The sequence below is a fragment of the Phenylobacterium kunshanense genome, assembly GCF_003254525.1.
Lineage (GTDB): Bacteria > Pseudomonadota > Alphaproteobacteria > Caulobacterales > Caulobacteraceae > Phenylobacterium > Phenylobacterium kunshanense.
This window is the reverse complement of the sequence record NZ_QFYS01000004.1, coordinates 327,788-348,569: the sequence shown is the minus strand read 5'-3', so window position 1 is coordinate 348,569 and position 20,782 is coordinate 327,788. Positions and strand designations below refer to the sequence as shown.

Genomic DNA, 20,782 nt, shown 5'->3' with positions numbered 1-20,782 from the left:
CCCCGAAACGCCAGATATCATCGCGATCCAATCTGGAAGCTTGAAAACAATATCGTTTTCGAAAGCCGTTTCTAACGTCTATTTGGCGCTTGTGAGTTGGAACAACAACTCCGGCACCTTTAATCAGCCGATTACGCCCGTGAGCGCTGGATGTGGCTTCTTTGGGTGCGGCGATTTCACGAATGTGACCGACTACAGCTTCACGAGTCAGGGCGAACTCCACGGCATACTCAAGTTCGCCGGCAACTTCAGCAGCGTCTCGTTCACCGACAACTCCGAAGACTGGCACGGAATCACGGTTGGCATTGGAGGCCTCGCGCCGGCGGCGCCCGGCGGTGGCGCGGTGCCTGAGCCTGCGACCTGGGCGCTGCTGATCATGGGATTTGGTGGCGCGGGAGCGATGCTCCGCCGTCGCAGCGCTGCCGCTGCCGCTGCCTAGTTCCAACGCAAGCCGCAGTCTCCAGCCCCAGCGGCAACGCTGGGGCTGTCGCCGCGCCTAGCTCGGCCCCGTTCATCATCAACCCCGTCTTGGCCCGACATGGCAAACGCCATGATGGCAAGATCAGTCTTCTCGCGGGGGCGGCCAGCTCAATTCCCGCCAGCGCGGAGAGCAAGATTCCCACCGGGCTGACCTGCGAAGGTCCTGTTGAGCTCCGCGCCTGATGGAGCCCGTCAGACGATCCCAAGCGCGCGCATAGCCTCGGCTACCCGGATGAAGCCTACGATGTTCGCCCCTAGGACGTAGTCGCCAGGAGCGCCGTAGGCCTCAGCCGTTTCCGCGCAGCGGTCGTGGATCCCTCGCATGATTGCAGCAAGCCGGGCCTCCGTCTGTTCAAAGGTCCAACTGTCGCGGGACGCATTCTGCTGCATTTCAAGCGCAGAGGTCGCGACGCCACCGGCGTTGGCCGCCTTCCCGGGGACGCCCAGCGCACTCACGAGGCCAGTTCATACACCTGGTCTCAGTTCTGGCTTGAACGAACCGGTCCGCTGGCGGCCCCCGCGATCGATCTCGGAAACCTGACGTATGCGTTCGTCGCGCGAAATCGACCTGCCTTGCAGGCGGGCCTGCTCGGGTCCCACCCATCTTCGGCTAGCGCCTGCAGACCGGTTCCCCCGGGCCCGGATTTCGCGCGCCGCCCTGCCCCACGTCGAACGGCTCCGTGATCGCGGGATGGCCCCGCGAGCGGCCGGGCTCCTCCCGGCCTTCGGAACGGAGACAAGACGATGTTGAACAAGACCCAACTCATCGGCCGCCTGGGCGCCGACCCGGAAGTCCGCAGCCTCAACGACGGCGCCAAGGTCACCAACCTGCGCCTCGCCACCACCGAGACCTGGAAGGATCGCGAGACCGGTGAGCGCAAGGAGCGCACTGAGTGGCATCGTGTGACGGTGTGGGGTGACGGCTCCGCAAACTACCTGTCGCATGCGCGAAAGGGCGCCATGGTTTTGATCGAGGGCCGGCTCTGCGCCCGCAGGTGGACCGATGCCAACGGCGCCGAGCGCACCTCAACCGAAGTGGTCGTGCAGCCTCGCGCTGGTGGCCAAGTCCGGATCCTGGGTAGCCGTCCCCATGATCGAAATCGCCCACCCAAGCCGAGCACCCGCCAGCGAACCCCAACCGCTCGTCGCCTCCAACCGAGCACGTCGAACTGAACGCCTAGATTCATTAGTGGCCCGCCCTTGACGGGCGGGCCATCTCCCACGCCGCGACACGGCCACTAGGGCGATCAGGTCGCGCCCTCCGCTCCTGTGCCGTCGACTCAACTTCGCTTCCGGCAAGCCGGCAATAGTCCGCCCAGAAACAGGGCGAAGCGGCCCAGTCATAGTTGAGACACGTGACATGAGGTGCGGCAGGCTGTCGCAGCCATGCCGGCTAGTCGGACTTTGCGCGCCGCAAAATTGCCGGCGCCTATAAGTCTTAGCTCTTGCAGAAGGCTACTTAAGCCCCCCGAAGGGGATGCGAGATTCCGAGCATCTAGTCAATTGAAAATGCTCGTTAACCGCAACTTTTGTTCCTCGCTTGTTCCCGACTTTCCGACCCATCCTACGTGGGCCAGCACGCCGCTGGCGGCCCATCTCGGGCTTCGCACATAGGAGCGTTGATGAACGCAAATACCCTGATCGGTTGGAAGACCCTGCGCCCCATGGTGGGCAACCTGGGCCGCACCACTTGGTGGCGGCTTGTTCGAGCGGGGGAGGCCCCGGCTCCCATCCGGATTTCGCCAGGCCGCGTCGCCTGGCGCTTGACTGACATCCTCGACTGGATCGCGTCCCGCTGACGCACGGCGGCCTGACGCACAACGCCGGGGGCGGCAGCGACTGCTGCCTCCGGCATTTCCGAAAACCCCAATCTGTGAGCGCAACCATGCATGTGCATCTTGCGGCTACGGCCTCATCTGGCCGGGCCCTATCCACCGAACCCGCTAACTTCATCGTAGGTGATGCGTACCTTCAGCGTAGGTACTTCGTACCTTCGCACCGTGGCGTCGCATGTCGCCGGGGGCACATTGTAGCGATGGCGCCCCAGTCTGCGCCTAGCTTCCGGCATCGTGCGTGGCCGTTTGTAGATCAGCTGTCGCCGACTGTAGATCGCGTGTTGCCACTTGTAGATCGGTTGTGGCCGGAAATCTACTTCCGCGCGCATTTCGGCTTCCGCCGCTCGCGCTATGAGCGCGTTTCTGTCGTACGGCGATGTATTGGCGTCGAATGGGCGTCGAATGAGCGTCGTATGCGTGTCGAATACGGCCCCTTCGGGCGTTACGCTCGACGTCGGCCCGCATTTGCCCTCCTGCCGCCCAGCGAATTCCGCCTCTCTCAGCCCTTAAATTGGCTGATACACCATACGCACCCTCGCGGTGCCGCTAGCCAATTGATCTAGCTGGACTTTCTCCAACTCAAGCTCACGACAGTCGTAGTGCTCGCGAACTACAGAAGCGGCGCTTCCGCCGCCCAAACCCTCATGACTTCAAGGTGTTAGATGTATCACAATTCTACTACGAAGAGCGGCGCGCTTTCCGACCCCATCCAGCTGCGCCTCAGCCCGGTCATGGTGCTTTCGCTCCGGACCGCGGCCCAGGCCCACGGTCGCAGCCTCCACGACGAAATCCGGGATCGGCTTGAGCGGGTCGACAAATTCGACCTTCAGATCCAGGGCCTCAGAGCCGAGCTCGCCCTTCAGGGCGCCGTCGATCCTCGGCCCGAGGATCGCATCCTCCACCGCCTGCTTCAACTGCTGGGCATGGTCGCGGAGGTGCTGAGCTTCCTGCGCCGCAGTCGTCCCGTCGACATCGAGGCGGCCCAGCGGGAGGTGGAACGCCACAAGCTTCCCGTCTGGGCTCGCCGACGGGAGGACCGCTGATGCTGACGCACAAGGTTCTCACCCGGCAGGACGTCGGCGACGTGGCCAGCTATTACGGTGACGGCGCCGACGACTACTACGCCAAGGAGGGCGAGGCGCAGGTCTGGCAGGGCACGGGCGCCGAGTTGCTCGGTCTGGTCGGCGAGGTCGATGCGGACCGTTTCCGCCAGCTCCTGGCGGGCCAAGTCGAGCCTGGCGGACCGGCCTCGCGCCGCTCCACCCGGGACGACGCCAAGACCCGGATCGGCATCGACCTGACGTTCTCGGCGCCCAAGAGCGTTTCGTTGCTGGCGCTGATCGGCGGGGACGCTGCTGTGGTCGCCGCGCACGACCGGGCGGTGACGCTCACGCTGGAGGATGTCGAGCGACGCGCGGAGGCTCGGCAAAAGATCGATGGAGTTTCGCGGATCGAGAAGACCGGCAACCTGATCATCGCCAAGTTCCGCCACGAAACCACACGGGCCTACGATCCGGCCCTGCACACCCATGCGGTGGCGATGAACTTGACCCGGCGTGCCGACGGCGAGTGGCGAGCGCTGCACAATGACGAGATCATCCGCGCCACCGCCTACATGGGCGCGGAGTACCGCGCCCACCTGGCGCGCGAGCTCGAGACCCTAGGCCATGAGCTTCGGTATGGGCCTCAAGGCACGTTCGAGCTGGCGCGCTTTTCTCGGGAGCAGATCGAGGCCTTCAGCGTACGTAGCCGGGAGATCGAGGCGGAACTGGCGCTTAAGGGGCGAACCCGTGGGAGCGCCTCGCGAGCCGAGCGCCAGGCAGCGACTATGAAGACCCGCGGGCGCAAGGAACCCCACCTTGACCGGGCCCAGCTCCATGCCCAGTGGGTGGAGCGCGCGCGCGAAGCCCAGTTGGACCTGCAGGCTGCCCCCCGGCCGAGGGGCCTCTTCAAGATGCTCCAGAAGTTCTGGTCGCCGGCCAAGGTGGCCGAGCACGTCAAGGCGCGCCTCGCCGTGGAATCGGCCATGCGGCACATCGGCGAACGCGAGGCGGCCGTCTCCCATGAGCGCCTGATCGCCAAGGCGTTGGAATACGGCATGGATGGCGTTCGGTCCGGGGCGATCTTCACTGCCATCCGTGAGGCTGTTGCGGAGGGTGAGATCGTCGCCGAAGCGCCCCGCTTCTTCGCCGCAGGCGAGCGGGGCGAGGCTGCCCGCACGGTCGATGATCTGGTGCGTGACCTGATGACCGAGGGCCAGCGCGAGCCTGTGGCCCTCGCGCTGGTGCAAGACGCCATCGTGACGGGAAGGCTCATCGAGGCCCCTCGCCGCTACGCCACCCCCGAAGCCATAGCACGCGAAGAGAAGGTGCTGCGGATCGAGCGGGAGGGCCGCGGCGCCCTCATCCCACTCGCGAAGGACGAAAGTGCCCTGGAGCGCCTCCTGCGGACAAAGCTGAATGCAGGACAGTTGGATGCGGTCAGGGTCATGCTGACCACCCCGAACCGCGTGGTCGGCATCGAGGGGCTCGCGGGCACGGGCAAGAGCTTCATGTTGAAGGCAGCGGCCGCCGAGGTCGAACAGGCGGGCCACAAGGTGCAGATGCTCGCGCCCTATGGCGGCCAGGTGAAAGCACTTCGGGAGTTCGGACTCGAAGCCAGGACCGTCGCCTCGTTCCTGAACTCACAGCGCAACAGCCTAGACAGCAAGTCCGTGCTGGTGATCGACGAAGCCGGCGTCATGCCCGCTCGCCAGATGGCCAAGGTGCTCGAGGCCGCCGAGGCGGCAGGCTCGCGCGTGGTGCTGATCGGAGACCGCGCCCAGACCAAGGCGATCGAGGCCGGCCGGCCCTTCGACCAGCTGATCCGGGCGGGCATGCCCACGGCTGGCATGAAGGAGATCCAGCGGCAGTCCAATTCCCTCCTGCGTGAAGCCGTGGGATTAGCGGCCGAGGGGGCGGCGAAGGCTGCGCTGGAGAAGCTCGGCGACGTGATAGAAATCCGCGACGCCGGGGCGCGCCGGCGAACGATCGCAAAGGACTATGCTCGCCTCTCACCTGAAGCGCGCAAGGAGACACTTATCCTCTCGGGCACCAATGAAGGCCGGCGCGAGATCAAGACCCGGGTACGCGAAGCGCTGGGGCTCGCTGGCCAGGGCAAGGTGCTGGAGTGTCTCGTGCGGCGCGACACCACCCAAGAGGAACGGCTGTTCGCCAGGAACTATCACGTCGGCGACCGGGTGCAGCCGGAGCAGGACCATCGCGCCCTGGGCCTGAAGAGGGGCGAGCTCTACACGGTCGAGGACACGATCGCCGACAAGCTGACGCTCCGGAGCCCCACGGGTCGTCAGCTGCGCATCGATCCGGCTGAACTGCGGAATGTCTCGGTTTACGAGACGGTCCGCCAGGAACTGGCGCGCGGCGACGTCGTACGGATCACGCGCAACGATGCGGCCAAGGACCTGGCAAACGGCGACCGCTTCACGGTGACATACGTCGGCTCGCAAAACGTCTTCCTGGAGTCAGGCAAGCGGGAAGTCAGTCTGCCCCGTGATCGGCCCATGCACATCGACTGCGCCTACGCGACTACAGTCCACAGCAGCCAGGGCCTTACCGTGGACCGGGTGCTGATCGAGGCCGAAACCAACCGCAAGACTACCTCCGGTGACACCTTCTATGTCGCGATCTCACGGGCCCGGCTTGAGGCGCACGTCTACACCGATGACGCACAAGGTCTGCCGCGCGCGATCGATCGGGAGTTCCAGAAGTCGGCGGCGCTCGACTTGCAGCGGCAGATCGATCGCCCATCGAAGGCCGGCGGCGACTGGCAAAGAGAGCGCGTGTCTAAGCCCGCAGGCGATTGGGAGATGGAGCGGTGATGCCGAAGTCCGCATCTCCGCCGTCAGCAGGAGGAGGAGGAAGGGTCTGAAGGGGCGCGAAACGCGCATCAGAGGAGCACCACGTGCCGCCGACCCCGAACACCCTCCACGCCACCCGCCAGGATGATGGCCTGCCCCCGGACCTCGCCGCCTTGATCGACGCCGAGATCTACGCCTGCGAGCGGGTAGCCACCCACCCGACCCAGTATCACTACGAACTTCAAGACCGGCTCCAGGCCCTAGGTGAGCGTCTCGGCTACATCTCCAAGCTTGAGTACTGGACGCCCGCGATCCTGGATGGCCGGCGGGGCCAGCTCGATGTGGTTTGGACCGCCCGGGATGGACGCCGTGGCGTAGCCTTCGAACTCGACGCCAGTTGGCGGCGCAGGTCGATTGTGAAGCTGCTTCATATGGCGGCGACCCATTACCCGGTGTGGATCGTATACGGCGACCCGTACATGACCTTCGCGCCCGAGGACTACGCCCTAGACCGGTTGATCCTCATCGAGCCCGACCTTGCCAGATTGCCGCCCCTCTGCCGCGCACGGCCGGGGCGTGAGCGGTTGGAGGCATATCGGCTCGAACAGCGGGCGCTCAAGGCTGAGCGGCGATTGGCGGAGGCGGCGGCTCGTCGCGAAGCCGAGGAGACCAGCAAACCTGCTCCGGAAGCGAAAGAGGAAGGACGGGCGTGAAGGGGCGCGAGAACGCGCAACAAAGGAGTGCATCCGTGCAGCCCCCTCGGACCACCGACACCCCGCAATGCAACCACACGGGCGATGATGCTCAGAGCGTCGGCTCGCCCTTCGGCCCGGCGACGGCGCGCCTTATCCGCTGGTTCCTTTACGGGATATGCCTTCTCGGCGGCGCGGCGACGGGGACGTCGATCGTGACCCTCCTACTCTACCAGCCTACCGACTGGCGCTGGGCATGGCTGGGCGCCGGTGGCCTCTTGACGGGGGCCTGCGCGGTCGGACTCAGCGGCTACTTCCCGCGGCCTGATGGCAATGCGTCGTGAGGGCACGCCGTCAGGGACGCCGTCGGCGCAAACACCTCCGCGTCCTGCACCGGGCGCAGTCCGGATACTGCGCCGGCTGCGGACAGCTCATGGACCTGGGCGTCGCACTGCCACCCGACAGTCCGCTTCGGCCGTCGTTCGATCACTACGATCCCGCGCATCTCGGCGGCCGGCGGACCGTTCGGAATGGCTTGCTCAAGCACCAGCAATGCAACGAGCGGCGCGGATCCCACTTGCCGACCGGCTGTGACATGATCTGGCACTGGCTCGTCCTGGCAAAGCTGGACGGCTGAACATCCCGTCGCCATCGGTAAGGGGGCGTGGAGCGGCGATCTGCGCTGGAAGCAGACAGTCCGGGCTTCTGAGAAGCGCCAGTTGCGGTCGTTGGCATCGCTCCGGAAACAGGACCTTCGCGGCTGTGACCGAAGGCACGGAGCCGTCCCCCCGGCCGACCTTGGGTTTGGTCACTGCATTCGATTTCGCCGGTCTATGACTTAAAGAGTAGCCCTTCGGCGCGCCGGACTTCAACGAGGGCGCCGGTCATGTCGGCGCTCTTTCTTCGCTCTGGGCGTTGGTGGGCGTAGGCGACCCGCCAAGCCACGGCCACGATAGCGATCATCGCCGTCGCCGCCATACCGGTTACCCGCGGTGGTGCCGGAGGTTCGGCGCTTTGCAAGTGGCGCCCGACTTGCGCCGACCCGTTAGTGACGATACCGTTACTTAATCACGCGACCGGTCGGCCAACCGGAATGACAAGGCAGGGGACGCACATGACAATCGAACTCAACCGGCGCGCCGGTCTCGCGGCATTGGCCAGCTTGGCGGCTGCGCCGGTGGCGGCCGCCGCTGCGACACAGGGCAAGGGCTCGCCTCTGCCGCCCATCAGCATCTACCACCTCGAGGGCCGCCGCTCGGAGCGGGTGGTCTGGCTGATGGAAGAGCTGGGCTTCCCCTACAAGCTGGAGTTCAAGCGCGGCGACCTGATGGGATCGATGGCGCTGATCAAGGCGTTCAGCCCAATCGTGCCGATGGCGCCCACCGTGAAGTACGGCGACCAGGTGCTGGTCGAGTCCGGCGCGATCATGGAACTGATCCTCAACCGCCACGCGCCCGGCAAGCTGCAGCCCGATCTCGGGAGCGCGGACTATCCCCACTACCTGATGTGGATGCACTATGCGGAGGGTTCGCTGGCCGCGAAGCTGTTCTCAGACTATCGCGCCTGGATGCAGCAACCGCCGAAGGAGCGCTCGCGGCTGGTGGACTCCGAGGCGGTCGTCGAGTTCGCGGAAGAGTTCTTGAAGGCGCACGAATGGTTCGGCGGCGCGGCTTTCTCGGCGGCCGACATCATGATGCTGTTTCCGCTTCGGGTGGCGACCGAGCTCAACATCGTCGATGCGGTGCAATTTCCTAAGGTGGCGGCGTGGAAGGCGCGGGTCGAGGCCCGCCCGGCCTACCAGCGCATGCTTGCCAAGGCGCGCCCGGACGGGATGATCGGCATGCTGCGCGCCCTGCCCCAGCACGCCCCGTCCGGTCCCCGGTCGCCCGGCCCGACCCGCTAACCCACTTTGGAGATGAGCTGAGATGACCGCAGCACGCCAGGTCCACCTCGTCCGCCGTCCGAACGGCGTCCCGGTCGCCGACGACTTCGCGGTGGTCTCGGTCGATGTCCCCGACGCCGGCGACGGCGAGGTACAGGTCCAGAACCTGCTGATGTCGGTCGACCCCTACATGCGGCCACGCCTCACGGCGGACCAGCCGCTGAACGTCGCCATGATCGGCGGCGGCATCGGCCGGGTCGTACAGTCCCGCAACCCGAAGTTCGCCGAAGGAACGCTGGTCCGCCACGGCGTGGGGATGCAGGAGCGCTTCATCTCGGACGGCAAGGGCCTGCAGGCCCTGAACCCCGACCCAGCGCTGTCGCTCAGCGTCTACATGCACGCCCTGGGCGGCACGGGCATCACCGCCTACGGCGGCCTGCTGGAGGTGGGCGCGCTGAAGGTCGGCGAGCAGGTGTTCGTCTCGACGGCTGGCGGCGCCGTGGGTTCGGTCGTGGCCCAGATCGCCAAGATCAAGGGCTGCTATGTGGTGGGCTCCACCGGCGCGGACGACAAGGCCGCCTGGTTGAGGGACGAGGTCGGGCTGGACGCCGTCATCAACTACAAAGTCCAACCGCTGAAGACGGCCCTGGCCGAGGCCATGCCCAAGGGCATCGACGTCTACTTCGAGAACGTCGGCGGCTCGCACCTAGACGCCGTGCTACCGCGGATGAACGTGCGGGGCCGGATCCCGGTCTGCGGCATGATCTCGACCTACAACGGCGGCGGCGAGGGCGTGCGCAACCTGTCGGCCATCATCTACAGCCGCGTGCGGATGGAAGGGTTCGTGGCTAGCGACTTCCCGCACCTGCAGACCAAGTTCGTGGAGGACATGACCGGCTGGCTGAAGGACGGCCGCATGAAGTACCAGGAGACTATCCTGGACGGCTTCGAGCGCGCGCCCGAGGGGTTGATCGGCCTGTTTTCCGGACTCAACAGCGGCAAGATGCTGATCCGCGTTGCCGACTGATCGCACGCTGGACGCGCAGGCCTCCGCTCGGGATGATGACAGGGTTGGCCGACTGAACGGGCGGGGGCTTGTGACCACATCCAATCGAACCGGGCCTGACGGCGCCAAGATCGTGCAGAAGCGTCTGAAAGGCTCGGAGCGCCGCGACGTGTTCCTGGACGCCGCCGCCGCGATTGTGCTCGAGCAGGGCGTGGCGTCGGTGACGATGGAGGGCGTGGCCCAGCGGTGCGGGGTGAACAAGTCCCTGCCCTACCGCTACTTCGCCGACCGTGACGCCGTGCTGGCGGCGCTGTTCGACCGCGAGCAGGCCAACTACGCCGCCCGCTGGACGCAGGAACTGCCGCAGGACGCCACCTTCGACGCGGCGGTCCGGGCGGCGCTGCGCCACTGGTGCGTCCGGTCGGACGAGAGCGGCGAGCTCTTCCTGCGCCTGGTCACCGACAGCGGCCGGTTGCGCGAGCGGGCGCGGGAGATGCAGGAGGCCAACGCTAAGGGCTGGGCGCTCGGCCTCAAGCGCGCCTATGGCCTGCCGGACGACGTGGCCCTGCAGTACGCCTGGTTCATGGTGACCGGCGTCACCGGCTTCCTCGCCGCGCGGAACGGCGACGACGAGGCGCTGATCGAGACGATCACCGTGGCAGTGGTCGCCGGCGCCGAGGCGCTCAAGGCGAAGCACGCCAGAAAGTGAACTGATCCTGCCCTGCGCCGGGCAAAGAAGGCTTGCGCACACGCCTTAAGTAACGGTACCGTTACTCTTATAGAGCTGCTCAGGAGGCGGCCGGGAGGGAAACGATGAAGCTCTACGGCGAAGACAATCCGGCGCCCAATCCGCGGCGCGTCCGCATCTTCCTGGCCGAAAAGGGCGGGAGCGTCGAACACGTCCGCGTGCCGATGCGCGAGCGCGGCCACAAGGCGGCCGACTTCCTGGCCAAGAACTCGCTGGGCCAGCTTCCGACGCTGGAACTGGATGACGGCACGTTCCTCAGCGAGAGCGTCAGCATCTGCCGCTATCTGGACGAGACTCTGCCCGGTCCATCGCTGTTCGGCTCGACCGCCCGCGAGCGCGCCGAGGTCGACATGTGGATCCGGCGGATCGAGTTCCAACTCATGAACCCGATCGGCCAGATCTGGCGCCACACCCATCCGCTGACTGCCGCGTTGCTGACCCAGTTCAAGGACTTCGGCGAGTCGAACCGGCCGCGCATCGAACAGATCTATCACTGGCTGGACAGCGAGCTGGCCGGGAAGGCGTTCATCGCTGGTGAGGCCTACTCCATGGCGGACATCATCGCCCTGACCACCGTCGACTTCGGCCTCTTCATCGGCGTCCCGATCCCGGCGGACTGCGCGAACGTCCTCGCCTGGCACGGCCGCGTCTCGGCCCGCCCGAGCGCCAGCGCCTAGTCGAACCACCATCCGGCCAACCTTGCCGTCGCCATTAAGTGACGGTAACGTGACTTAACATAACAACGCCGCCCGAGGCGATGAGGGGAAGGAACGAGAGATGACCGCTCGCACGAGCACGCGTCCGCAACGGGCGCTTCTGGCCGGCGCCGCCGTCGCGGCGCTGGCGTCCGCCCTGGCCGGATCGGCCTCGGCACAGGCGACGGCCACCATCGACGAACTGGTGGTGACCGCCCAGAAGCGCGCCGAGAATGTCCAGGACGTTCCGCTGTCGATCACCGCGGTGAAGGGCGAGGCGCTGGAGGCGCTGCACGTCACCCAGGCCCAGCAGCTGACGCTGATCGACCCGTCCGTTCGCTTCAAGCAGAGCCTCAGCAACAGCGCCTCGGGCTTCCTGATCCGCGGCATCGGGACCAGCAGCTTCTCGGCCGGCATCGAGCAGAGCATCTCCACTGTGGTGGACGGCGTGGTCCTGGCCGACCCCGGTAGCCTGTCCACCCTGGCCGACGTCGAGCGCGTCGAGATCCTGCGCGGACCGCAGGGCATGCTCTTCGGCAAGAACGCCTCGGCCGGCCTGGTCCACTTCATCACCAAACGTCCCGTGCTGGACGACAATTCCGGCAAGGTCCGGGTCGAAGTCGGCGAGCGCGGCGAGCGCAACTTCGAGGCCATCGGCAACGTTGCCGTCGGCGACACCGCGGCCCTGCGCCTGGTGGTGGTCCACAACGAGCGCGACGGGATCATCAAGAACGTGGCGCGCGGCGGCGACGATACCGACCCGCGCAAGGTCACCGGCGTGGCGCTCAAGTTCCAGTGGAAGCCTACCGAGAACCTGACCGTCTTCGCCCAGGCCGACCGGTCGCAGAGCGACACTTTCTGCTGCGCCTCCACCTGGCGGAAGGTCACGCCCGGCTATGCGCCGGCGGTCACGAACGCTCAGTACGGCATCGTCGCCGGGCCGAAGAATCTGGCCGTTGCGGCCAACGGCGACTTCTTCGGCAGCAGCCGCGCCCAGGGCCTGGCGCTGCATATGGACTATGACGTCTCAGGCTTCACGCTCAGCTCGATCTCGGCCTATCGCGAGGCACGCCGGGTCGGCTTCTACGACGGCGACCTGACGCCGGTCAGCTACATCGACCTCAACGGCGGCGCCGGCGACACCAAGTGGTTCACCCAGGAACTGCGCCTGACCTCGCCGATCGGTGAGCGCTTCGACTACGTGTTGGGCCTCTACTACTACAACTCGACGGCGGACTCGGAGATCACCCAGCGGGGCCAGCTCACCTGGATCCTGCCCGCCTCGAACGGCCAGGTGTTGCGGGTCGTCCCGACCCAGCCGGCGGGCACGGTCTTCCAGACCTCGACCTTCAACACCATCGGCTCGGACAGCTACGCGGCGTTCGGCCAGGGCACGTTCCACGTCACCGACAAGCTGGACATCATCGGCGGCCTGCGCGGAACGCATGACGTGGTGAAGCTGAACTACCGCCGCGACCCGGTGACAGGCACGGTGTTCATTCCGGGTTCGGTCGCCCTGCGCTTCGACCAGGACATCAAGAACGACAACCTCTCGTGGCGCATCGGGCCGCGCTACAACGTCACCGACGACATCATGATCTACGGGACGGTGTCGAAGGGCTACAAGGGCCCCGGCTTCAGCGGCCTGGGCGCCACCGTTGCGGGCTCGAACCAGCGGGTGCTGCCGGAGATCCCGACCAGCTACGAGATCGGCATGAAGTCGACGTTCTTCGACCGTCGCCTGCAGGTGAACATCTCGGCCTACGACACCAAGGTGAAAAACTTCCAGGCCCAGGTGTCGGACCTCTCCAGCCCCACCTATTCCAGCCGCATCACCAACGCCGGCTCGATCAAGACCAAGGGCGTCGAGGTCAATGTCGTCGCGCGGCCGATGGCCGACCTGAACGTGACCTTGGGCGGGGCCTACACCCATGCCCGCTACCTCGATTTCAATGGCGTGCAGTGCTACTTCGGCCAGCCCAAGGTGGCGCAGGGCGGCCCCTGCACGGCCCCGCCGGCCAACCCCACCTCGATCGACGGCTTCTTCAACGCCAAGGGCCTGCGCCTGGCCGCAGTTCCGACCTGGGTTTTGGGCTCGACCGTGTCGTACGAGCGCCAGCTCAGCGAGAACATCCGCGGCTTCGCCCAGGCGAACTGGAACTGGCAGAGCGACACCAACTATTCCGCCAACGGCGATCCGGGCACGATCCAGAAGGCCTACAGCCTGGTGGGCGGCCGCGTGGGCGTGAGCGGGCCGGACGATAAGTGGACCTTCGCCATCTACGCCTCGAACCTGTTCGACAAGCGCTGGGCGGCCCAGATCACGCCCTCGCCGGTGACCACCCTGAACCCGGGCGGCTACTTGCAATACTTCAGCCCGGACTCGGTCCGGCGGGTGGGAGCGAGCTTCGAGACGCGCTTCTGATCCGCCAAAGGGGCCGTCGCGGGGGAAGCGCGGCGGCCCATCGGGTTTGAGCTGCCTGGGGGCGATGAGGTGGGCCTCCCGCGACCCTTGCGTTTGCCGGTTGATGCATGAGCCGGTGGATGCGCTCCAGAGGCGCCTCCGTCTCGGGGCTCGGAGCCAATGGCCAGCGGCCAAGCTGCGGACGGTCGAGATATCGGGATGGGGCGGTTAGGGCACATTGGCGCGACGATCCCGATCGACAGCTTTGCGCCACGAGTTCGCATTGGCACTGCGGCGTCCCGCCCTGCCCTCACACCACCTTCAATCCGCCGCTTCGCCGCTGCGGCGACGCTATCCGCTCCAGATGGGAGGACCACCAGTTCATCATCTCGCGCCGGCCGGACAGCCATTCGGCGGCGTTATAGATCGAGCGCACGTCGCCCTCGCAGTGGGCGAGCTGCATCTCAATCCAGTCACGATTAAACTCGCGCTCGTTGAGCAACGTTGACGCCGTGGAGCGGAAGCCATGCACCGTGGCCCGGCCGTGATAGCCCATCCGGTAGAGCGCGTAGATCATGGTGTTCTCGGAGAGCACCTTGCTGCGGGTGGGCGCCGGGAACAGGAACGCCGACCTGCCCGACGTCTCCTTGATGTCGCGCAGGATCCGCACAACCTGCGGCGAGAGCGGCACCAGGTGGTCCCGACGCATCTTCATGCGCTCGGCCGGAATCCGCCACAGCGGCCGGTCTCCATCCAGATCCTCGAACTCGCTCCAGACGGCAAAGCGGACCTCGGAGGTGCGGACGAAGGTGTGGATGACCAGTTGGAGTGCGAGGGTTGTCTGCGCGGCGCCGTCGTACGCCGCCAGGCGCTGCATGAACTCCGGCAGTTCGTTGGGACGCAGCGACGCGCGCCGCTTCGGCGCGCCTGGACTCCTCAGGGCGCCTCGCAAGTCCGCCGCGGGATCGCGCCGGCAACGGCCCGTCGCCACGCCGAAGCGGAAGATGCCGCTCGCCATCTGCAGGACGCGACGCGCCATTTCCGGCGCGTCGCGGGCCTCGATCCGTCGAACCGCTTCCAGCAGTTCCACGGGCTCGATCTCGGCGATCGGCCGCTTCCCCAACGCGGGCATCAAGTCGGCATCAAGCCGGGCTCTGAGCCGCTCTGAGTAGCTGTCGACCCAACCTTCGCGACGCGCGTCGAACCAGTCGTTCGCGACGGCTTCGAACGTGTGACCGGCCGCGATCTTCGCCTTCACCTTGGTGACCTTGCGCTCGTGCGAAGGATCGATGCCTTCGGCCAACAGGTCTCGGGCGGCTTCAGTGGCCTTGCGCGCGTCGCGCAGCGAGACGGTCGGGTACGCACCCAACGCCAGCAACTTTTGCTTCCCGCCGAACCGGTACGCGAGGCGCCAGAGCCTGGAGCCGTTCGGATTCACGAGCACGAAGAGGCCGTCGCGGTCGGCGATTTTTCGTGGTTTCGATTCGGACTTCAGGGTCCGGAGCTTGGCGTCTGAGAGGGACATGGCTGTTGGTATCGCGGCGAGAAGTGTTGGTATCAAGCACTTTTCGTACCAACAATGTTCACGGCCACGGGTGAAACGGCGCGAAACCGTAGCCACCGACAAATTCCGAATTTTGCATGTATAACAATGCGTTAACGGGGCTTAACCGGATCTTCCGAGACCGGCTGAAACCGGCTGCTGGTGGGCCCGGCAGGACTCGAACCTGCAACCAGACCGTTATGAGCGGCCGGCTCTAACCATTGAGCTACAGGCCCCTGCAGCGCAGGCCGGGGCGTTACCACGGGCTGCACGTCGCTTAAAGCTTGCGTTCAGGTTGGAACTGCGACGCTTGCCGACAATTCCTCCCCTACACGGACCGGAGACCCCGATGAAGACCCTGATGCGCGCCGCCACGCTGGGCCTCGTGCTCTCGACCGCCGCCGCCGCGCCCGCCGCGCTGGCCCAGGCGACGCCCCCGGCCGCGGAAAGCATGTTCCGCGCCACGACGCTCAACCTGTCGGCCTATGGCGAGACGAAGGTGGCGCCCGACATGGCGACCATCACCCTGGGCGTGATGACCGAGGGCAAGACCGCCGCCGAGGCCATGCAGGCCAATGCGACCCGGATGAACGCGGTGATGGCCAGCCTGCGCAAGGCCGGCATCCCCGACAAGGACATCCAGACCTCGAACCTCAACCTGAACCCGCAGTACCGGTACCAGGAGAACCAGCCGCCGCTGCTGGTCGGCTACCAGGCCTCGAACAACGTCACGATCACGGTGAACGACCTGAAGCGGCTGGGTCCGGCGGTCGACGCCTCGGTGGCATCTGGGGCCAACCAGGTGCACGGGATCAGCTTCGGCCTGCAGGACTCCACGGCGGCCGAGAACGCGGCGCGCGAGGCCGCCGTGAAGGCGCTGGCCGCCAAGGCGGACCTCTACGCCCGGGCGACGGGCCACAGGGTGAGCCGGCTGGTCAGCCTGAGCGAAGGCGGCGGCTATGCGCCCCAGCCGCCGATGCCGATGGTGGCCTACGCCGCCAAGCGCGAAGCGATGGACGCCGGGACCTCGATCGCCGGTGGAGAGCTGAAGGTGCGGATCGACATCACCGGGCTCTACGAGCTGGCGCGCTAAGGCGCCGGCTTCGAGACCTTCGCCCGGCGGAAGGCGCCTTCCAGGCGGTCGGCCATCATCCGGCCCGGGAAGGCGCGGTCGCCCTCCATCATGGCGGCGTAGACCAGATCCGTACCGGCGATGGGCCCCGCGGCCCAGCCGACCCCGCGCGAGGCGTCGGCGGTGGTATTGCAGGAGAGCGCTCGCGGCTGGCGATCCTTCGCAGTCGCCTTCAAGAGATCCTCCACCTGTCGCGCCCCGGGGGCGTCGCAGGCCGGGAAGGTCTTCGCGCAGGTGGTGGCGGTGTTGTAGCGGTAGAGCAGACGCCCGGATCCAGCCTCGGCGATCAGCACGCAGCTGTTGGGGTCGCCGATCGCCCGCGAGACGGCGGCGTCCAGCTCGCCCTTGTCCACGCCCGGAGGCGCGGTCGGCGAGCAGGCGGCGAGGCTGACGGCCGCCAGTGCGGCGGCCGCGAGGACCTCAGGCGGCCTTCTTGATCTCGTTGTCGTCGTCCAGCAGGACCACAGTCGGGGCATAGTTCCGCGCTTCCTCGGCCGGCAGCATGCCATAGGTCACTACGATGACCTTGTCGCCCTTCTGCACCAGGCGGGCGGCGGCGCCATTGACGCCGATCACACGCGAGCCGCGCGGGGCCTCGATGGCGTAGGTGGTGAAGCGGGCGCCGTTGGTGATGTTGAGGACGTCCACCTGCTCGTGCGGCAGAATGCCGGAAGCGTCGAGCAGATCCCGGTCGATGGCGATCGAGCCCTCGTAGTCGAGGTCGGCCTGGGTGACCGTGGCGCGATGCAGCTTGGCCTTCATCAGGGTGAGCAGCATAGGCGTAGCGTCCTCCTGCATGCCGGACTTCGTCGGCGAGCGGGCATATACGCACGTGAAGCGCCGCATTCAATGCGGCATCGCAGCAGCCGTAACGCTGGGGCAATCACGCCGGCTTTCCCTTACGACGTACAGGATCGCGGCCAATGCGAGCCCCGCGAACCCGTTCCCGCTGCCGCGCCGCAGCACGGATCAGTCCGCGGCCGCCGCGTGCCGGCGCAGGAAGTCGGTCATCTCCTCCAGCACCGGCGCACGCCCTCTCAGCGGGCGCGAAAGGGCCAGCACCATGCGGACGTGATCCACGCCAGGATAGTGCCGCTCCTCGACCGGCACGCCCGCCGCGCGGAGGCTCCGGGCCAGCGCGATCGTATTCTTCGGCCAGACCATGCTGTCGGCCTCCCCGGTCGCCAGGAATGCGGGCGGCGACTGCGGGCCGACGAAGGCCAGCGGCTGGGTGGACGGCAGGTCGGGCGCGCCACCGAAGATGCGCTCGGTGATGTCGCTGCGGATCGGCAGGAAATCGTAAGGCCCCGACAGCCCGGCGATCGCCCTCACCCGCGCCGGATCGACGCCGGCGGCGGAAAGGTACCGGCGGTCCAGGCCCAGCATCACCGCGTTGTAGGCGCCGGCCGAGTGCCCGACGAGGACGATGCGGTCGGGGTCGCCGCCGAAGCGGGGCGCGTTCTCGACGCTCCAGCGCACCGCCTGCGCGCCATCCTCGAGGAAGCCCGGGTACTTGACCTCGGGATAGAGCCGGTAGTCGGCGACCACGGCGACGAAGCCCTTCGAAGCCAGGGCCCGACCCACCCAGTTATAGTCCTGCCGCCGGCCGCTGTCCCACGACCCGCCATAGAAGAACACCGCGACGGGCGCCTGCCCCCGCGCACCGCGTGGCGCGTAGACGTCCAGCATCTGCCGTGGTCCGGCCCCATAGGCCGCCCCGCGCACGACATGCGAGGCCGGATCCTTCGGCGACAGCGTCGCGAACATCGTCAGCGGCGAACAGGCCGAGGTCAGGGTCGCGAGCGCGGCGGCCAGGGCTGAGCGTTTGGAGAGCGGGGGCGGCATGGGCTCCACTCACGTACGGAGACGATCGCGGGCGCGCAACGTCCGCGGCCCTTGCCGGGGTCTACGCGGCCCGGTCGCCCACAGATGCAGCCGAATTTCCCCGCGGTCAGCCTTGACGTCACCCCCCGCGACCGGCGCAATGAACTGAACAGTGATAAGGGAGGCGATCCATGGACGGTGCTCAGGCCCCGGCTGGTTTCAATCGGGATGCTCTGGCCCAGGTGGGTCCGGCGCTGAAGGGTATCGTGGACCAGGGGGCGCTGTCGGGGATCGTGACCCTGACCTGGCGCCGCGGCGAGGTGGCGCAGGTCAATACGATCGGCCACCGCGACATCGCCGCCGGCCTGCCGATGGAGCGCGACACCCTCTTCCGCATCGCCTCGATGACCAAGCCGGTCACCTCGATCGCCGCCATGATGCTGATCGAGGAAGGCAAGCTGAAGCTGGACGACCCGATCACCCGCTGGATGCCCGAGTTCAAGGACATGCGGGTTCTGAAGAACGCCGCCGGCCCGCTGGACGAGACCGTGCCGGCGGCGCGCGAGATCACGGTGGAGGACCTCTTCACCCACCGCTCGGGCCTCGCCTACGGCTTCACCTCCATGGGCCCGATCGCCCACGCCTATGACAAGCAGCTCGGCTCGCCGCTGATCAACGCCCTGTCGCCCGACGCCTGGCTGCAGGCGCTGAGCGAGCTGCCGCTCAGCTACCAGCCGGGCGAGCGCTTCCACTACAGCCACTCGACCGACGTGCTGGGCTTCCTGGTCGCCCGCATCGAGGGCAAGCCCCTGGGCGAGGTGCTGAAGGCGCGGATCTTCGATCCGCTGGGCATGTCCGACACCGGCTTCTGGCTGGCGCCCGAGAAGCACGGCCGCCTGGCCAAGCTGTACGAGGCCAAGGCGGACGGCAGCCCGCTGAAGGACGTGTCGATCCCCCACTCCGAGACGCCGATGGCCTTCGAGGCGGGCGGCGGCGGCCTGATCTCCACCGCCGACGACTATCTGAAGTTCGCCCGCATGATGCTGGGCCGCGGCGAGGTGGACGGCGTGCGGCTGGTGAAGGCCGAGACCATCGACCTGATGTGCGCCAACCGCCTGACGGACGTGCAGCGCACCCACGACTTCCTGGGAATGCCGTTCTGGATGAGTCAGGGCTTCGGCCTCGGCGTCTCGATGATCCTCGACGCCCAGAAGCACGAGTGGATGGGCGCGGGCGCGGAAGGGGCGTTCGGCTGGCCGGGCGCCTTCGGCACCTGGTGGCAGGCCGATCCGAAGAACGACATGATCCTGGTCTACCTGATCCAGGACTCCATGCCGCTGGGCCCCGAGGCGGTCACGGCCATGCAAGGGCAGCGACCCACCGGCCGCATCGCCCTGCCCGTCTTCCAGAAGATGACCTACGCCGCCCTGAGTTGATCGCTCAGCGCGGCGGCGTCCGCGGCGCTGCGCAGATCGGCCGATCTCCCACCTTGTCGCCGATGAGGCTGCCGTCGCGGGCGGCCTCGCGGCGGGCGATGTTCAGCGCCCTGCCCTCGGGCGGCGGCGTCTGCTCCTTGGCGCAGATGGAGACCCGGACCCGCTGGCCGCCGTCGGGGCAGGTGCAGATGTCCTCGCGCGGGTCGAGCCGGCTGCCGGGGACCTTGCAGACGGCCGGGATCAGCTGACCGCCGACCTCGATGCACTGGATCGTCCAGGTGGGCGGATTTTCCGTCACCGGCTGGGCGCCCGCCGCGCCCGCGGCCATGGCGAAGACGGCTGTAAGGATGTGACGTCGCATGGGAGGCTCCTGGGGCATTTCGAGGATACGCCGGCTCCACACCCTCGGCTTCGAAAAACTGCGTTCACCACGTCTGCGAGCCTGGGGTTAACCGCCGCCATGGCAGCGTGGCGGAATGGACCCGATCGCAACCGCCCGCTACGGCCTGATGGCCGCCACCCAGCGCTTCGAGAGCTCGGCGGTGCGCGTCGCCACCCAGGGCGTCGAGGGCTCGGACGTGGACGTCGGCCAGGAGATGGTCGGCATGATCGAAGCCAAGACCGCCTTCTCGGCCAATATCTCGGTCATCAAGTTCGCCCAGGACATGTGGGACTCGCTGCTCGACCTGCAGCGCTGAACCGATCGCTCTCGGCGACGAAAAAGGGGAGCCTCGCGGCTCCCCTTTCCGTATCCGGCAGGCGGCGGCCCTACTTGTCGTTGGGGTCCGAGCCGTCCTTCGGGGCGCCCGTGCCCGACGAGCCCATGAACAGCTTGCGGCCATCCGGGAAGGTCACGTCGCGGCCGTTGGCCTTGCAAGCCGGACGGCAGAGCTTGTCCTTGGACTGATAGCCGCGAACGATGATCTCGGTGCCCGGCGGCAGCGACGCCTTGGTGATCCCCGACCGCATCAGGGTGTTGGGCGTGCCGCCCTCCACCATCCACGCCGTCGTCTGGCCGGTCTTCGGGTCGACCGCGTTGATGTGCACCCAGGCGTGCGGGTTGATCCACTCCACGCGGGTCACCTTGCCGCGCAGGAGCACGGGGGCCTTGCCATCGAACTCGGCGGCGAAGGCATGGTGGGCCCATGCGGCGCCGCCCACCGCGGCGGCGGCGAGGGCCGCGCCGAGCGCCCCCGCGATGATCAGTTTCTTGTTGTCCATCTTGCGCCTCCAACGCCGGATGATCGTC

General features: G+C 67.1%; 23 protein-coding genes and 1 tRNA gene. 16 read left to right on the top strand and 8 right to left on the bottom strand.

The genetic code is table 11. From position 1 onward, the window contains the following. The coding region (locus tag DJ019_RS11900) for a PEPxxWA-CTERM sorting domain-containing protein (RefSeq protein ID WP_133255295.1) at window positions 1-439 on the top strand (439 nt) is incomplete at its 5' end. A 233-nt stretch (window positions 440-672) separates the two neighbouring features. On the opposite strand, the gene DJ019_RS11895 is transcribed toward DJ019_RS11900, so the two are convergent. Beyond that, entirely contained in the window at window positions 673-936 is a 264-nt protein-coding gene (locus DJ019_RS11895; RefSeq protein WP_276310009.1) for a hypothetical protein, read from the bottom strand. A 288-nt stretch (window positions 937-1,224) separates the two neighbouring features. Between DJ019_RS11895 and DJ019_RS11890 the strand changes: the two genes are divergently transcribed. The 12 genes from DJ019_RS11890 (at window position 1,225) to DJ019_RS11835 (ending at window position 13,619) form a co-directional block, all read left to right on the top strand. Then, a complete protein-coding gene (locus DJ019_RS11890) occupies window positions 1,225-1,653 on the top strand; it encodes a single-stranded DNA-binding protein (protein ID WP_111276245.1) in 429 nt (142 codons plus the stop codon). Between the two features lie 449 nt (window positions 1,654-2,102). After that, on the top strand, window positions 2,103-2,279 hold the full coding sequence (locus DJ019_RS11885; protein ID WP_111276244.1) for a helix-turn-helix transcriptional regulator: 177 nt from the start codon (window positions 2,103-2,105) through the stop codon (window positions 2,277-2,279). Between the two features lie 698 nt (window positions 2,280-2,977). Continuing rightward, window positions 2,978-3,358, top strand: coding sequence for a hypothetical protein (locus DJ019_RS11880; protein ID WP_111276243.1), 381 nt, complete (start codon window positions 2,978-2,980; stop codon window positions 3,356-3,358). Further along, window positions 3,358-6,192, top strand: a complete 2,835-nt coding sequence (gene mobF, locus DJ019_RS11875) for a MobF family relaxase (RefSeq protein ID WP_111276242.1) — start codon at window positions 3,358-3,360, stop codon at window positions 6,190-6,192. The genes DJ019_RS11880 and mobF overlap by 1 nt, the downstream gene beginning before the upstream one ends. Window positions 6,193-6,275: 83 nt before the next feature. Beyond that, entirely contained in the window at window positions 6,276-6,884 is a 609-nt protein-coding gene (locus DJ019_RS11870) for a hypothetical protein (protein ID WP_111276241.1), read from the top strand. A gap of 35 nt (window positions 6,885-6,919) precedes the next feature. Further along, window positions 6,920-7,207, top strand: coding sequence for a hypothetical protein (locus DJ019_RS11865; RefSeq protein WP_111276240.1), 288 nt, complete (start codon window positions 6,920-6,922; stop codon window positions 7,205-7,207). An 89-nt stretch (window positions 7,208-7,296) separates the two neighbouring features. Then, window positions 7,297-7,500 carry a hypothetical protein gene (locus tag DJ019_RS11860; RefSeq protein WP_111276239.1) on the top strand — a complete coding sequence of 68 codons (204 nt, stop codon included), beginning with the start codon at window positions 7,297-7,299 and terminating at the stop codon, window positions 7,498-7,500. A gap of 477 nt (window positions 7,501-7,977) precedes the next feature. After that, complete coding sequence (locus DJ019_RS11855; protein ID WP_165843989.1) at window positions 7,978-8,766, top strand: glutathione S-transferase family protein; 789 nt, start codon at window positions 7,978-7,980, stop codon at window positions 8,764-8,766. Between the two features lie 22 nt (window positions 8,767-8,788). Continuing rightward, window positions 8,789-9,772 (top strand): NADP-dependent oxidoreductase, encoded by a 984-nt coding sequence (locus tag DJ019_RS11850; RefSeq protein ID WP_111276237.1) that lies wholly within the window; start codon window positions 8,789-8,791, stop codon window positions 9,770-9,772. 70 nt (window positions 9,773-9,842) lie between these two features. Then, window positions 9,843-10,460 (top strand): TetR/AcrR family transcriptional regulator, encoded by a 618-nt coding sequence (locus tag DJ019_RS11845; protein WP_165843988.1) that lies wholly within the window; start codon window positions 9,843-9,845, stop codon window positions 10,458-10,460. 104 nt (window positions 10,461-10,564) lie between these two features. Beyond that, the gene (locus tag DJ019_RS11840; protein ID WP_111276235.1) at window positions 10,565-11,176 is read left to right on the top strand and encodes a glutathione S-transferase family protein; all 612 of its coding nucleotides are present in this window, start codon (window positions 10,565-10,567) and stop codon (window positions 11,174-11,176) included. Between the two features lie 100 nt (window positions 11,177-11,276). Next, the gene (locus DJ019_RS11835) at window positions 11,277-13,619 is read left to right on the top strand and encodes a TonB-dependent receptor (protein ID WP_111276234.1); all 2,343 of its coding nucleotides are present in this window, start codon (window positions 11,277-11,279) and stop codon (window positions 13,617-13,619) included. Between the two features lie 289 nt (window positions 13,620-13,908). On the opposite strand, the gene DJ019_RS11830 is transcribed toward DJ019_RS11835, so the two are convergent. Together DJ019_RS11830 and DJ019_RS11825 are read right to left on the bottom strand one after the other, a co-directional pair. Continuing rightward, window positions 13,909-15,219, bottom strand: coding sequence for a tyrosine-type recombinase/integrase (locus DJ019_RS11830; RefSeq protein ID WP_205854146.1), 1,311 nt, complete (start codon window positions 15,217-15,219; stop codon window positions 13,909-13,911). Between the two features lie 82 nt (window positions 15,220-15,301). Further along, window positions 15,302-15,377: transfer RNA gene (locus DJ019_RS11825), tRNA-Ile, on the bottom strand. 113 nt (window positions 15,378-15,490) lie between these two features. On the opposite strand from DJ019_RS11825, the gene DJ019_RS11820 reads away from it, so the two are divergent. Then, window positions 15,491-16,234: an SIMPL domain-containing protein gene (locus DJ019_RS11820; RefSeq protein ID WP_111276232.1), complete on the top strand. Its 744-nt coding sequence runs from the start codon at window positions 15,491-15,493 to the stop codon at window positions 16,232-16,234. Here the strand turns inward: DJ019_RS11820 and DJ019_RS11815 are convergent. The 3 genes from DJ019_RS11815 to DJ019_RS11805 all read right to left on the bottom strand — a co-directional run bounded on the left by DJ019_RS11815 (window position 16,231) and on the right by DJ019_RS11805 (window position 18,118). Beyond that, entirely contained in the window at window positions 16,231-16,749 is a 519-nt protein-coding gene (locus DJ019_RS11815) for a hypothetical protein (RefSeq protein ID WP_133255294.1), read from the bottom strand. The two genes, DJ019_RS11820 and DJ019_RS11815, sit on opposite strands and share 4 nt — an antisense overlap. Further along, window positions 16,694-17,050: an aspartate 1-decarboxylase gene (gene panD / locus DJ019_RS11810; protein ID WP_111276230.1), complete on the bottom strand. Its 357-nt coding sequence runs from the start codon at window positions 17,048-17,050 to the stop codon at window positions 16,694-16,696. Before panD ends, DJ019_RS11815 begins: the two co-directional genes overlap by 56 nt. A gap of 192 nt (window positions 17,051-17,242) precedes the next feature. Next, window positions 17,243-18,118, bottom strand: coding sequence for an alpha/beta hydrolase (locus DJ019_RS11805; protein WP_111276229.1), 876 nt, complete (start codon window positions 18,116-18,118; stop codon window positions 17,243-17,245). A 170-nt stretch (window positions 18,119-18,288) separates the two neighbouring features. Here DJ019_RS11805 and DJ019_RS11800 point away from each other — a divergent pair, with 170 nt between their 5' ends. Next, window positions 18,289-19,533, top strand: coding sequence for a serine hydrolase domain-containing protein (locus DJ019_RS11800; protein WP_111276228.1), 1,245 nt, complete (start codon window positions 18,289-18,291; stop codon window positions 19,531-19,533). A gap of 4 nt (window positions 19,534-19,537) precedes the next feature. Here DJ019_RS11800 and DJ019_RS11795 read toward each other — a convergent pair whose 3' ends face one another. After that, window positions 19,538-19,894, bottom strand: coding sequence for a hypothetical protein (locus DJ019_RS11795; protein WP_111276227.1), 357 nt, complete (start codon window positions 19,892-19,894; stop codon window positions 19,538-19,540). A 115-nt stretch (window positions 19,895-20,009) separates the two neighbouring features. On the opposite strand from DJ019_RS11795, the gene DJ019_RS11790 reads away from it, so the two are divergent. Further along, window positions 20,010-20,231 (top strand): flagellar basal body rod C-terminal domain-containing protein, encoded by a 222-nt coding sequence (locus tag DJ019_RS11790; RefSeq protein ID WP_111276226.1) that lies wholly within the window; start codon window positions 20,010-20,012, stop codon window positions 20,229-20,231. 70 nt (window positions 20,232-20,301) lie between these two features. Here the strand turns inward: DJ019_RS11790 and DJ019_RS11785 are convergent, their stop codons facing one another. Continuing rightward, window positions 20,302-20,754: a DUF6152 family protein gene (locus DJ019_RS11785; protein WP_111276225.1), complete on the bottom strand. Its 453-nt coding sequence runs from the start codon at window positions 20,752-20,754 to the stop codon at window positions 20,302-20,304. Window positions 20,755-20,782 lie beyond the last annotated feature (28 nt).

Excerpts from the sequence above, each read along its gene's own strand:
- DJ019_RS11890 (WP_111276245.1), top strand. The coding sequence starts at position 1,225 with ATGTTGAACAAGACCCAACTCATCGGCCGCCTGGGCGCCGACCCGGAA.
- DJ019_RS11885 (WP_111276244.1), top strand. The coding sequence starts at position 2,103 with ATGAACGCAAATACCCTGATCGGTTGGAAGACCCTGCGCCCCATGGTG.
- DJ019_RS11880 (WP_111276243.1), top strand. The coding sequence starts at position 2,978 with ATGTATCACAATTCTACTACGAAGAGCGGCGCGCTTTCCGACCCCATC.
- mobF (WP_111276242.1), top strand. The coding sequence starts at position 3,358 with ATGCTGACGCACAAGGTTCTCACCCGGCAGGACGTCGGCGACGTGGCC.
- DJ019_RS11860 (WP_111276239.1), top strand. The coding sequence starts at position 7,297 with ATGGACCTGGGCGTCGCACTGCCACCCGACAGTCCGCTTCGGCCGTCG.
- DJ019_RS11855 (WP_165843989.1), top strand. The coding sequence starts at position 7,978 with ATGACAATCGAACTCAACCGGCGCGCCGGTCTCGCGGCATTGGCCAGC.
- DJ019_RS11850 (WP_111276237.1), top strand. The coding sequence starts at position 8,789 with ATGACCGCAGCACGCCAGGTCCACCTCGTCCGCCGTCCGAACGGCGTC.
- DJ019_RS11840 (WP_111276235.1), top strand. The coding sequence starts at position 10,565 with ATGAAGCTCTACGGCGAAGACAATCCGGCGCCCAATCCGCGGCGCGTC.
- DJ019_RS11835 (WP_111276234.1), top strand. The coding sequence starts at position 11,277 with ATGACCGCTCGCACGAGCACGCGTCCGCAACGGGCGCTTCTGGCCGGC.
- DJ019_RS11820 (WP_111276232.1), top strand. The coding sequence starts at position 15,491 with ATGAAGACCCTGATGCGCGCCGCCACGCTGGGCCTCGTGCTCTCGACC.
- DJ019_RS11815 (WP_133255294.1), bottom strand. The coding sequence starts at position 16,749 with ATGCCCCGACTGTGGTCCTGCTGGACGACGACAACGAGATCAAGAAGG.
- panD (WP_111276230.1), bottom strand. The coding sequence starts at position 17,050 with ATGCTGCTCACCCTGATGAAGGCCAAGCTGCATCGCGCCACGGTCACC.
- DJ019_RS11805 (WP_111276229.1), bottom strand. The coding sequence starts at position 18,118 with ATGCCGCCCCCGCTCTCCAAACGCTCAGCCCTGGCCGCCGCGCTCGCG.
- DJ019_RS11800 (WP_111276228.1), top strand. The coding sequence starts at position 18,289 with ATGGACGGTGCTCAGGCCCCGGCTGGTTTCAATCGGGATGCTCTGGCC.
- DJ019_RS11795 (WP_111276227.1), bottom strand. The coding sequence starts at position 19,894 with ATGCGACGTCACATCCTTACAGCCGTCTTCGCCATGGCCGCGGGCGCG.
- DJ019_RS11790 (WP_111276226.1), top strand. The coding sequence starts at position 20,010 with ATGGACCCGATCGCAACCGCCCGCTACGGCCTGATGGCCGCCACCCAG.
- DJ019_RS11785 (WP_111276225.1), bottom strand. The coding sequence starts at position 20,754 with ATGGACAACAAGAAACTGATCATCGCGGGGGCGCTCGGCGCGGCCCTC.